The 11,941-nt window shown below is 65.5% G+C and carries 10 protein-coding genes and 3 tRNA genes; 8 read left to right on the forward strand and 5 right to left on the reverse strand.

Annotated features, from left to right (window positions below; all coding sequences use genetic code 11):
• Positions 1-470 precede the first annotated feature (470 nt).
• Together OG817_RS16945 and OG817_RS16950 are read left to right on the forward strand one after the other, a co-directional pair.
• The gene (locus OG817_RS16945; protein WP_406057457.1) at positions 471-1,664 is read left to right on the forward strand and encodes a helix-turn-helix domain-containing protein; all 1,194 of its coding nucleotides are present in this window, start codon (positions 471-473) and stop codon (positions 1,662-1,664) included.
• On the forward strand, positions 1,661-2,194 hold the full coding sequence (locus OG817_RS16950; protein WP_406055765.1) for a flavoprotein: 534 nt from the start codon (positions 1,661-1,663) through the stop codon (positions 2,192-2,194). The genes OG817_RS16945 and OG817_RS16950 overlap by 4 nt, the downstream gene beginning before the upstream one ends.
• 17 nt (positions 2,195-2,211) lie before the next feature.
• Here OG817_RS16950 and OG817_RS16955 read toward each other — a convergent pair whose 3' ends face one another.
• Positions 2,212-3,846: a DUF6119 family protein gene (locus OG817_RS16955; protein ID WP_406055767.1), complete on the reverse strand. Its 1,635-nt coding sequence runs from the start codon at positions 3,844-3,846 to the stop codon at positions 2,212-2,214.
• Positions 3,847-4,518: 672 nt separating this feature from the next.
• Between OG817_RS16955 and OG817_RS16960 the strand changes: the two genes are divergently transcribed.
• On the forward strand, positions 4,519-5,418 hold the full coding sequence (locus OG817_RS16960; RefSeq protein WP_406055769.1) for an aminoglycoside phosphotransferase family protein: 900 nt from the start codon (positions 4,519-4,521) through the stop codon (positions 5,416-5,418).
• Positions 5,419-5,702: 284 nt separating this feature from the next.
• Positions 5,703-6,644, forward strand: coding sequence for a hypothetical protein (locus OG817_RS16965; RefSeq protein ID WP_406055771.1), 942 nt, complete (start codon positions 5,703-5,705; stop codon positions 6,642-6,644).
• A gap of 6 nt (positions 6,645-6,650) precedes the next feature.
• On the opposite strand, the gene OG817_RS16970 is transcribed toward OG817_RS16965, so the two are convergent.
• Entirely contained in the window at positions 6,651-7,094 is a 444-nt protein-coding gene (locus tag OG817_RS16970) for a pyridoxamine 5'-phosphate oxidase family protein (protein WP_406055773.1), read from the reverse strand.
• A 91-nt stretch (positions 7,095-7,185) separates the two neighbouring features.
• On the opposite strand from OG817_RS16970, the gene OG817_RS16975 reads away from it, so the two are divergent.
• The 4 genes from OG817_RS16975 (at position 7,186) to OG817_RS16990 (ending at position 8,526) form a co-directional block, all read left to right on the forward strand.
• Positions 7,186-8,055, forward strand: coding sequence for a sigma-70 family RNA polymerase sigma factor (locus tag OG817_RS16975; protein WP_406055775.1), 870 nt, complete (start codon positions 7,186-7,188; stop codon positions 8,053-8,055).
• 191 nt (positions 8,056-8,246) lie between these two features.
• A tRNA-Gly gene (locus OG817_RS16980) sits at positions 8,247-8,319 on the forward strand.
• 32 nt (positions 8,320-8,351) lie between these two features.
• A tRNA-Cys gene (locus OG817_RS16985) sits at positions 8,352-8,422 on the forward strand.
• 32 nt (positions 8,423-8,454) lie between these two features.
• A tRNA-Val gene (locus tag OG817_RS16990) sits at positions 8,455-8,526 on the forward strand.
• Positions 8,527-8,955: 429 nt separating this feature from the next.
• Here OG817_RS16990 and OG817_RS16995 read toward each other — a convergent pair.
• The 3 genes from OG817_RS16995 to rsgA all read right to left on the reverse strand — a co-directional run bounded on the left by OG817_RS16995 (position 8,956) and on the right by rsgA (position 11,819).
• On the reverse strand, positions 8,956-9,801 hold the full coding sequence (locus tag OG817_RS16995; RefSeq protein WP_406055777.1) for an EamA family transporter: 846 nt from the start codon (positions 9,799-9,801) through the stop codon (positions 8,956-8,958).
• Positions 9,802-9,976: 175 nt separating this feature from the next.
• Positions 9,977-10,720 (reverse strand): SDR family NAD(P)-dependent oxidoreductase, encoded by a 744-nt coding sequence (locus tag OG817_RS17000; protein WP_406055780.1) that lies wholly within the window; start codon positions 10,718-10,720, stop codon positions 9,977-9,979.
• 31 nt (positions 10,721-10,751) lie between these two features.
• Complete coding sequence (gene rsgA / locus OG817_RS17005; RefSeq protein ID WP_406055782.1) at positions 10,752-11,819, reverse strand: ribosome small subunit-dependent GTPase A; 1,068 nt, start codon at positions 11,817-11,819, stop codon at positions 10,752-10,754.
• Between the last annotated feature and the right edge of the window lie 122 nt (positions 11,820-11,941).

Genomic DNA, 11,941 nt, shown 5'->3' on the forward strand with positions numbered 1-11,941 from the left:
CGGGCCTGACCAGAACATGAAGCGAAACTAAGGTGCGCACCACGGTAGCGCTTGACGATCTGTTGCGCAAGCAAGGTGCGATACCCTGGATTGGTGACTGATCTACGCGAAGAGTTGACCTCAGCCACCCGTCGATACCGCGAGACCGAGAGCGCCCACGAGCAATCCCGAACGGAGATGCTGGCGGCCGTCCTGGCGGCACTCCGTGGCGGCGTGCCTCCTACTGAGGTCGAGCGGTTGTCTCCATTCACTGCGGCGTACATCCGCAGAGTTGCCCGCGCAGAGGGCGTCCCGCCAGCGGCACCGGGGCCGAAGCGGGTGAGCTCCTGAGTGGTCGGCTCGTTCATGCCTCCAGCGTCAAGGCGAAACGATCGATGGATGTGCACTCGGCAGGCTGCGCACTTTTGTGCGCATTGTTCGCGCCACCTGGCGGTTGACTAGAGGGACCACATCAACGAGGGGAAGTGCAGATGCACGTAGGTGAGCGCATCGGGGCGTACCGCAAGCGGCGCGGTATGTCGCAAGACGCCCTGGCGGGCCTCATCGGAATGTCGCGCTCCTGGCTGTCACAGGTCGAGCGTGGCATTCGTGGTGTCGATCGACTGTCCACCCTGAACGACCTAGCAACCGTCCTGCGCATCGACGTGACCGACCTCATCGGCCGGGAGTGGGTCCTCGCACCCGACGCACCAGAGCACGTCAAGGCTGTCGACGCCGTCCGAAGCCAACTGGCCAGCTACCACCATCTCCTGGGTGAGCCAGCAAGTCCCTGGCCTCTCCCCCAGCTCCGTAACGGCGCTGTGCAGGTCCACCAGGCTTACCAGGCAGCCAACTACCACACGGCCACGACGATGCTCCCGGATCTCATCCGAGCCGCCGACGCCTACGACGGCTACCAGGGCCGCGACGGCAGAGAGACCCACCTAGCGCGATGCTCGGTCTACTCGGCCGCCGCGAAGCTCCTCACGAAGGTCGGTGAGCACCAGCTCGGCTGGCTCGCCGCCGACCGTGCCACCCACGCAGCTATGGCCGCCGAATCCAAGGCCGCACAGGGCCTCGCGGCGTACCAGGTCGTCTGTGCGCTGCTCCGCAGCGAGCGCACCGACGACGCCGAACGGATCGCCGTCCGATCCGCCGAAGGCCTCATGTCAATGACCAGCTCGGACGCGCCGGACACGGTATCCCTCGCCGGATCGCTCTGGCTCATCTCCTCGGTCATCGCTGCGCGGCGCTCGGACCGCGCGACGGCAACCGAGCGACTGACGACAGCCGGACAGCTCGGCGACCTCCTGGCGCACGACGGCAACCACTGGTGGACGGCGTTCGGTCCCACCAACGTCCTGATCCATCGCGCCTCCGTCGCAGCCGAGTTCGGAGAGCCGTCCAACGTCCTGCGCGTTGCGACCGAGATCGACCTCGACGCCATGCCGGCCGGACTCCAAGGCCGCCGCTCCCGCCTGCACATCGACCTGGCGTGGGCTCAAACTCAAGCCAAGAACGACATGGAAGCGATCCTCCACCTCCAGCAAGCCGAGCGCGTAGCTCCCGAGTCGATCAAGTACCACACCATCGCCCGCGAGCTGGTCCGCGAGCTCCTCCGCCGCTCCCGCAAACCCAGCCCGTCCCTGACCGCTATCGCAACCCGCGCAGGAGTCCTCGCGTGAGCAACCGCACTCTCTACATCGTCGTCTGCGGCGCACCCCTCGCCTCCCGCACCGCAGACGGCGTCAAGGCCGCCCGAGCCAACGGCTGGGACCCCTACGTCATCCCCACCGAAGCCGCCCTACCGTGGCTCGCAGACCAGGACTTAGGCAATGCCCCCGTCATCACCGGCAACCGCACCCCAGACCAGCCGAAGCGCACACCACCACCGGACGCCGTCGCCGTCGTCCCTACAACGTTCAACACACTCAACGCCTGGGCCAACGGCAACGCTCACACATACGCCCTGACGACACTGTGCGCCGCACTCGGCTCTCGGACTCCGACGGTCTCCGTCCCGTTTGCCAAGCATGACCTCGCAGGGCATCCTGCGTGGCTCGCATCGTTAGCGGTTCTTCGATACGCCGGAGTCTCTCTGATCGATCCACATGACGGCTCATCAGCAAAGATAGAACCCGTCGCATCTGGAACTGGCGGAGACGTTGCCGAGCGGTTCGAATGGCGCTGGGCGCTCGACTTACTGCTGACGTAGCGGGCGAGACTGCACAGTCACTTCTTCTTCCGAGGCTTGCGCTTCTTGGTAGTCCCGCTCCGGTCTACGTTATCCTTCACGAAACCACAGAACACAGGGACTTCCATATTGTCTTCCAGAGCCCGTAGGGCACGCCGAAGAGATATCTTGGAAAACAACGGCAGATTCTTCGATTTCTTACTGGCCTCCTTCTTCGTGATGATTGCATACATCACTGAGTAACGGCGGGTGCCGACGGCGTCCTGATATTTGTCCACAGGATCACCCGACTTGCCTTCAGACTGAATCAGATCTCGAAGTTTTGCCCGCGACCGCTCCTCAGTCTTAAGTAGCTCCACCGAATTAGTTCCTTGATTGAAAAGGTGACTGAGCTCCCGGGCGCTAGTTCCGATCTTCACGTGCACCAACAACAGCCGCTCGTCACGCATCGTCAGCAGGTCGCAGGGCTCGACGTTTGTTGAGCCGGTCGGACTAATGTTCTTAGTGTCGAGACAAATGATGCCAATTGCCTCCGCCGTCTTTTCGTTGTACTTACCTTCTAGATGCTCCGCGCAATCCCGCAGATCGAGAGGCGTGATCTTTGCATCGAGATACGATGCCAACTCCTCAAGGAACTGCTTATCGACCCTGTACCAACTGCCGTCCACGCAGTGATAGACAGCTGGATCATTCTGCAATGTCGCCTCGTACACGAAGCATCGATGCGCACTGAACCCCTTGCGCGGCTCGTCGTCGGCATTGATTAGCCTTGCGCGATGTTTCTGAAGGATCTCGTATGTCAGCGTCGAGAAATCGAACGAATTATCGTCGAGATACTCGTAGTAGGCCTCGATCGAGACGCTGTCATATCGCTGGCTCTTGCCCGCACCAGTGAAGTCGGCAAAGACCTCATCGCGATAGTCAACGAGATCAGGCACAGCCATTGAGACCTCGTCAGATTTTCCCTTGATTGCCTCAACGAGCGCATCATTCAGAACACTGACGAGCACTGGATCCTTGATCGGCTGAATGTTGCGGATGCTCGGAAAGCTCGTCTGATACGTGTCGCTCTCGTAGAGGTCAACGAGTTCTTCCAGCAGACTCGAAAGAGCGTCTGGATCGACAGGTGAGGTTATCCGGAGGCTGTTCGAGCCAGTGGCGCTACCAATCTTGCCTTTGTATTCGTCGCGCACCTTGCCAGCAAGAGCCTTCAGAATCGTCATATCGCTATCGATATCAAAGAATGTAAGGTCAGAATCGCTCGGCATCTGGGTGCGCTGCCGCCTCGCCGAGTCGGCGGACACAGAGTCCGTGTTCTTGATCTTATCCGGATCGATACAGTTCAGCGTGACCCTCAATCCGAAGTCATACTCATAGCTTTCTTCTCGCAGATAGTTGTAGCTATTCCCGAAAGACAAAGCGAAGTGACGGCCGCCTGCCTCGATGAACACCAACGATCCCTGAAATTCCTGGGAGAGTGGGTCGGTCAGCCGGAAAAAATCCTTCCACCAAGGCGGCTTAGCGATGCCTTTTTGAATCAGAACCTTCTTGACTCCAGTTGTGGCCTTGCCTGGCTTGCTTTCTGTCAGCTTGTGGCCAGCAACCAATGAGTTCGATTCATCGAAGGTGTCCTTGAGTAGATAGATCGAGAAAGAGTGCGTCTTGCGAGCCACGGTCCCCCTAGGACTGACTGTCAGAATCCCCAGACCCGAGTGTGCCAGCGTGCGCACGCACAGTGAAGGTCTAGGCCAGATGCAGGTGTCATCGTGCTATCAGGGGGCGGCGTTACGTGACGGCTGCATGCCCCGAGCCGGTGCCGAACCCTCAGACAGCGGACAGGCAGCGGAAAGACAGCAAGCCTCGCGACACGTGCGGCTACGTAGCGCGCCTGCTTCAGATGCGTACGAAGGCGTGGGAACCAGTTGGGATGGGTCGGGACGACAGATCCGCCTTCACACCGAAGAGGTCACTGGTTCGAACCCAGTATCGCCCACGAAGTCGACAGGCGACGCATGTCCGCGGAAAGCGCGGACCGCGTCGCCTTCGTCATTTGTGCGGCTTCGCTCCGCTCGCCGCGAGCGGGGGCTCCGCCACCCGCACCCCCCTTGCGCCTTCGCTTCGCTCGGCTGCGGTGGCTGGTCGCCGCGGTGGGGGGCCTTCGCTTCGCTCGGCTGCTGGGGTTGCTCGCCGCGTTGACGGTTCCGGGCGGTGGTTGACCGCCGCGGCGGGGGCCTTCGCTTCCGGGGTCCGCTGGGGATGGGTGTTGAACGGACTCGAACGCCGGTGGCGCTGGCCGGGGGGAAATTGCGCGGACTGCTTGGCTGGTGAGGGGCACAATGAATCGGATGACACTGGACGTTCCCGATGAAGTCCGAAGCAAGGCGCTTGCCGACGGGCACGCGGCATGGCTCGACGATCTACCGTCGGTCCTGGACTCCTTGGCCCAGGACTGGTCGCTGACGATCGGCGCAACGATGCGCGGGGGACACGCTGCCTTGGTCGTCGAAGCCACGCTCGCCGACGGGACCCCGTCGGTCCTCAAGGTCGGGGTTCCCGGATATCGACGCCAGCTCGGCTTCGAAGCGACCGTGCTCGATCTCGCTGCGGGGAAGAGCTGCGCACGCCTGATCCGCCGCGACCTCACCCGAGACGCACTTCTGCTGGAGAGGCTCGGGCCGGCGATGTACGACGTGATTTTGGACCGTCGCTCGCAACACGACATGTTGTGCGACATCGCCGCACAACTCTGGCGCCCGCTCGACGACGACATCGACTTGCCGACCGGCGCCGACTTGGCACATCGGATGCAGCACCTCATACCGCAGCTCTGGGAGGAGCTGGAACGACCATGTTCGGCGGCGACGATCGACGACGCCGTCGAATGTGCCGATCGTCGCGAGCGCGCTTACGACCGTCGAACGTCGGTGCTCGTGCATGGCGACGTTCATGAAGCGAACGCACTCCAGACAGAAGATGACACCTTCAAGCTGATAGATCCCGACGGCCTCAGGGCGGAACCCGCATGTGACCTCGGAACCCTCGTCCGTTGCACCCCCGACGCCGGCGACGACTTACGGGTTAGAACGGAACGTCTGGCAGCCCGAACTGGCGTCGACGCCACCGCAATTTGGGAGTGGGGAACCGTCCATCGCGTGATCGGCGGACTGAACAGCGTGAGAATCGGCTTCCAGCCCTTCGGCAACCTCCTCCTTGCCGAGGCGGATCGCCTGACACAGACAGGCTGACTCGCAGGCGGCCCAGCGTGGTCTTACAAGGTTTCAGCCGGTGTGGTCGATGGCGCCGTGGCCGCCGATTCGGACAACGACCAGATTGATCACCGACCAGGTCTTGTCTGCCGAGGTGCTGCATGTGGGTTTCGCCGGCGGACAGCAGATTGGCGAGACGTGTCAGCGCGATCTCGACTGCGGCGGGATCTTCGACCTGCCGGCTGCCCTGTCGTTGCTCGGTGCATCGATAGGTCTGGGTCGGTTCCGGGCTGGGTGGTCTGTTCGGGCGGCAGGATGGCGGGATGGGATTGCTTGGGCGACTTGGACGGCGGCGGGGTGCGCGGGAGGTTTGGGCGGAGTGGCAGGAGGCTGATCGGGTCGGGGACTGTGAGGCGGCCGGGCGGTTGGCCCGCGAGATGGTGAAGGTGGCGGGCGGGCAGTTCGGGGCCTGGTTCGAGGCTGGGTTGTATTCGAAGGCTCGGGCCGAGTGGGCGGAGTCGGCGCAGCGGAATCAGCGGGCGGTGGAGTTGTTCACGGCTGAGGACGGGCGCACGTACGACGGTGTGAATCCGGCCGCGTGGAACCTGGGGATCGCCGCGACGGCGCTCGGTGACTGGGCCACGGCTCGGCGGGCATGGTCGGCGTACGGGGTCGAAGGGATCTCGGAAGGGTCCGAGCCGATCGACGGTGACTACGGATTGACGCCGATCCGGTTGAATCCTGATCGGCCGAGCCTGGTGCACCAGGTTCCGATGGCGATCGGGGACACCGAGGTGGTGTGGTGCTGGCGGCGCAGCCCGGCGCATGCCGTGATCTCGAGTGTGCCCCTGCCGGACTCCGGTCACCGTTTCCGGGACGTCGTGCTCCACGACGGTGAGCCGAAGGGCCGCCGGCGGCGCGGCGACCACGAGGTGGCGGTCTTCGACGAGCTGGCCCTGCTCGACGAATCGGGATTGCAGACCTGGCAGGCGCAGGTGCTCGGCGCCGGGCCCGACGACCTGACCGCGCTGGTCGATCTCGCCGGACCGAAGGACCTGGGCGTCGACGACTGGTCCGGGATTCGGCTGATGTGCTCGGACTGCTCGCACGGCATGCCCGACGATGCGCACGACCACGAGCCGGCCTCGAACGACGCGGTCCGGCTCGGGCTGGCGGGATCCGAGGCGGACCTGAGGGCCTGCCTCGACAGTTGGCTCGCCGACCGGCCGCACGTCACCTTGGCCGAGCTCACGTTCCTTTGGTGAAACAGGCTAGACGAGCCACACACCGGACTGCATGATGAGGCGGCCCTTGATCTCGTTGCCCTCGCGCCAGGCCTGGATCGTCGTGGGAGTCGCGCGGATGAACGGGTAGGGAGTGGAGGCTTGGCGGGGGTCGAAGCCGGCCTTGGCGGCGAAGGCGTCGCCCTCGGCGATGGGGACAGTGGCAAGTTCTTCGGTCGTGGCGGTGATGTGGATGACGTCCCTGGTCTGGCCGATGGTCAACTGGACGAGAGGGTTGGCGCGGAGGTTGCGGGCGGTCGGGTTGTTGACAGCGGTGGACAGCAGGAGCGTTCGGCCGTCCCAGAGGAAGGACAAGGGCATCAGGTAGGGCGTGCCGTCAGGTGACGCGGTGGCCACCCAGGCGTCGATGTCGTGCTCCAGTCGGTGCAGGGTGTCTTGCTTGCGTACGGCGAGGGGCCTGGGGGCAGCCATGATGGACTCCTACGGGTGTCACATGTGGTCGGGTTTTCGCGTCACACCAATTGACGGTGGTCGGACCGGAGTGTGACAGGTGGAGAGGGACATGAGCGAACACGACTGGCTGGCGGAGCGGTTCGAGGCGAACCGGGAACACTTGCGTGTGGTCGCGTACCGGATCCTCGGGTCGCGCGTCGAGGCCGAGGACGCGGTGCAGGAGGCGTGGATCCGGCTGAGCCGATCCGACGCCGACGCGATCGACAACCTGGGTGGTTGGCTCACGACTGTTGTCGGGCGCATCTGCCTGGACATGCTGCGGACACGGCGCGGGCGGCCCGAGCAGACGGTCGGCGACCACTCCCCTGCGCTCACGGACGACGACGTACCGGATCCTGAGCTCGAGGCAGTGCAGGCGGACTCGGTCGGGCTCGCGCTGCTCGTCGTACTCGAGACGTTGACGCCGGCCGAGCGGTTGGCGTTCGTGCTGCATGACATGTTCGCGGTGCCGTACGACGACATCGCGCCGATCGTGGGCAAGTCGTCAGAGGCCGCGCGGCAGCTGGCGAGCCGGGCGCGGCGGCGGGTGCAAGGTACGCCCGAACCCGCAGGGGCGGATGCCAACCGGCAGAAGGAGATCGTCGAGGCGTTCCTCGCCGCGTCGCGTGGTGGAGACTTCGACGCACTGCTCGAGTTGCTCGACCCGGACGTCGTACTGCGTGCCGACGAAACGGTCGTGGCGCGCGGCGCAGGCGCGATGGTGCGGGGTGCCGCGGCCGTCGCGGAGACGTTCTCCGGGCGCGCGCAGGCCGCCGTACTCACGCTGGTCGACGGCAAGGCCGGAGCGGTGTGGCGGCTGCGTGGCGAGCCGGTCGTCGTGTTCTCGTTCACGGTCGCCGACGGCCGGATCGCCGGGATCGAACTCCTCGGCAATCCCGACTACCTGCGCGACGTCGACCTCGCGCCGGCCAACGGCTGACGCGGCACGGATCCCGGGGTACTACGGCGTCCTGGAGTCACCCTCGACGCGTGGGACTGGTGTGACGGGAGGGGCGAAATCCACGCTCCGACCGTCCACATCGCGACACCCCGGAATCTGGTTTTTGCGTACGCCGAAAGTGCGCTACTGTTCTGCTCTCGCACCGAGCAGGAACACCCCGCCGGAGCGATGCGGACGTAGCTCAGTTGGTAGAGCGCAACCTTGCCAAGGTTGAGGTCGCCGGTTCGAACCCGGTCGTCCGCTCGGAGAGGGTTCGGCAGGCCAGCTTTCTTCCTGGTGGAGTGGCCGAGAGGCGAGGCAACGGCCTGCAAAGCCGTGTACACGGGTTCGAATCCCGTCTCCACCTCGCAGCCCTGAGACTAGAGTTGTTGTTGTTTTGGACGATTGGCGCAGCGGTAGCGCGCTTCCCTGACACGGAAGAGGTCACTGGTTCGATCCCAGTATCGTCCACGAAGGCGATGGGCGACGTGTGTCCGCGGAGTGCGCGGACGGCGTCGCCTTCGTCGTTTGTGCGGCTGCGCTGCGCTTGCCGCGGGCGGGGGCTCCGCCACCCGCACCCCCTTTGGCGCCTTCGCTTCGCTCGGCTGCTGGGGTTGGGCGCCGCGTTGACGGTTCCGGGCGAGGGTTGCTCGGCGCGGGACAGTGCCGGCGATTTTTGCTCGCCGCGTTGACGGTTCCGGGCGAGGGTTGCTCGGCGCGGGACAGTGCCGGCGATTTTTGCTCGCCGCGTTGATGGTTCCGCGCGGGGGTTGGGCGCCGCTTGATGGTTTCGGGCTGGGGGTGGGGTGCTTGCTGGGTGTGGGATCTGGGGCAGCACATTCGCGGACCGTCCCGGCTCCACGTCTCGGGTGGCCCACACCCAGTCACAAGCGCGGGCGGTTAGGGGCGTAGGGCTTTTAGGGCTACTGCTGTTAGGAGGGTGGCGGCTCCTGTGAGGGTTAGGAGCGTCAGGTGTTCGTGGAAGAGGAGGACGGCTAGGGCTGTGGCCGTTAGGGGTTCCAGGAGGGCTAGGACGGCTGCCGTTGAGGGGGTCAGGGTGCGGAGGCTTGAGTAGAAGAGGGTGTAGGCGAGGGCGGTGGGGATCAAGCCGAAGTACGCGAGGGTCGGCCAACTTGCCGCGTGTGGGGTCAGGCCTTCGAGTAGGGCTAGGGGTAGGAGTGCCAGGGCTGCGGTGGTGAAGCCTAGGAGGGCTGTGGTGGTGGGGGCTGGGTGGTTGCGATTGAGAAGGGTGGTGGTGGCGTAGCCGGCTGCTGAGAGGAGGGACAGGAGGATGCCGGGGAGGGATGTGGTGATGGCAGTGCCTGGGGCTGTTACCAGGAGGGTCAGGCCTAGGACTGCCAGCAGGAGCGCCGGCGTGATGCGTTCTCGGGTTGCCAGGGCTATGAAGAGAGGGCCTGCGCCCAGGGAGATGACGGTGGCTACTGCTACGCCTACTCGGGGTATGGCGGCGAAGTAGCCGAGTTGGCAGGCGGTCAGACCTAGGCCGGTGAGGATGTATCGCCTTGGCGCGGCCATGAACGTGGCGCGGATCGAGGTCTTGGTGAAGAGGCAGTTGGCCAAGAGCAGCCAGGCGGCGCCGGTGGCCAGGCGCCAGAAGGAGATGGCGGTCGAGGTCAGGCCGCTCGATTGGAACAGCAGAGCGCCGGTGGGGCCGCCTGTGCCCCAGGCGAGGCCGGCCAGGGCAACGTAGGCGAGGGCGCGCGTCTTCGTGGGTCGGTGCAGCATCGAAGTACTCCGGGAGGTTCGCGGGAGAGATGGGTCGTCTGCGAACAGCCCGAAGAAGCCCAGGTCAGAACCTGGGCGCTAACCGAGTGACCGTCCGCCTAAGCGGCGGTCGGCGGGGTGATGATGCGATGCACGGACAGGACCCTAGCCCGAAAGCGTGAGCCGGCCGAGCGAATTACATCCGGAGCTGGGAGCCACCGTTGAAGTCCAGGACCGTGCCGGTGGCGAACTCGGCCTCCGGCGACGCCAGGTAGAGGATCGCCGCCGCGACTTCCGACGGGTCGGCGACGCGTTCGAGCGGGCTCTCCATGCGGCGGCGGTCGTAGCCTTCGCCGGTCAGGTGTACGGCGGCCATGTCGGTGGTCGTCCAACCGGGCGCGATCGCGGTCACGGCGATGCCTTCCGGGCCGAGTGCGCGGGCCAGCGACTGGGTGAACGACACGATGCCCGCCTTCGAGGCGCCGTACGCGGGCTGGTTGGGCTCGCCGCGGAACGCACCGCGCGACGACACGTTGACGATCCGGCCGCCGCGGCCCATGTGCCGGACCGCGCACCATGTGACGTTCGATGGGCCGATGAGATTCACCGCGAGGGTGTCCGCCCAGGCCTGCTGCCACTCGGCGTACGTCGTCTCCCGGATGCGGTGGGGGTGGTAGACGCCGGCGTTGTTCACGAGTACGTCGATCCCGCCCAGAGCGGACGCGGCGTCGTCGACCATCGTCTGGATCGCGGCCGGATCAGCCAGATCCGCGTGCGCGAGCACATGCCCTGATCCAGGCAGCGACTTCACAACGGCCTCGGCAGCGTCGGCCGAGGCCCCGTAGTGCACCGCAACCCGGTCCCCCGCGGCCGCGAACGTATGCGCAGTCGCCGCCCCAATCCCCCGCGAGGCCCCTGTCACCAACACAGCACGATCCATGCTCCCGATCCTTTCACCGGGAGCACGCAACCTATTGGCGTGGGTTCACGTCGCGGCGGTAGGCCTTGGACTGGCGGGCCCATTGTTTCTTGGCTTCGGCGCGGAGGCGGAGGTTGTTGCGGCGGGCCATGAACGCAGCCTCGCGCTGCAGTTTGGTCCAGCTCTCGAAGCGGCGGATCGGCAGCGTGCCGTCCTCCAGCGCAGCCCGCACAGCGCAACCGGGCTCAGTGGCGTGGGCGCAATCCTTGAACTTGCACTGCTCAGCCAGCGCCGTGATGTCCGGGAACGCCGCAGCCAGCCCCTCACCGGACTCCTGCAGACCGATCCCCCGCAGCCCAGGCGTGTCGATCATCACGCCGCCATTCGGCAGCACGATCAGCTCACGCCGGACCGAGGTGTGCCGGCCCTTCCCGTCCTCACGGATGTCCTGCACGTCCAGCAGCTCCACACCGGCCAGCGCGTTCACCAGCGACGACTTCCCCGCACCACTCGACCCGAGCAGCGCCACAGTCGCGTCACCATCCAGCAGCGTCCGTACCGACTCCAGGCCCTGACCAGTCGTCGCACTACACACCAGTACGTCGGCACCCGGCGCAGCACGCGCCACATCCTCAGCGAGGGCGTCGGCATCGCCGACAAGGTCCGACTTGGTCAGTACGACGACCGGCCGAGCACCGCTCTCCCACGCCAGCGCGAGGAAGCGCTCGATCCGGACGATGTTCGGCTCCGGTACCAGGCCGACGACGATCGCGATCACGTCGACGTTGGCCGCGAGCACCTGGCCTCTGGACGAACCACCGACCTCCGCGCGCACGATCGCCGTACGCCGTGGAGCCAGGGACTCGACCGTGATCCGGTCGTCCGGCCAGTACCGCAGTACGGCCCAATCCCCTGTACATGGGCCGGCCTGGGGGTCACTGGCCACCGCGGCGAGGAGCGCACTGGACCACGTCGCGCGGATCGGGCCGTCCTCGGTGAGTACCGTCGCCAGGCCCTTGTCGACCCGGGAGACGCGTCCCGGCACGAGCTCGGCCGGGACAGAGCTCAGGTAGTCGGCCGTGGAACTGTCGAGTCCCAGGGCCTGGAGTGTGGCTGACATCGGCGAACCTTTCGGAGGGTCCGGCCGCGAGGTCAGCTCAGCGGACGGACGGGGTGGGAGACATCGGCCCGGTGGGCCTGATCCAAGCTCATGGCGGGGGCCTCCCTTCCAAGTCCTGCGGT

The organism is Kribbella sp. NBC_00889 (genome assembly GCF_045207705.1).
In the GTDB taxonomy this organism is placed as follows: Bacteria; Actinomycetota; Actinomycetes; order Propionibacteriales; family Kribbellaceae; genus Kribbella.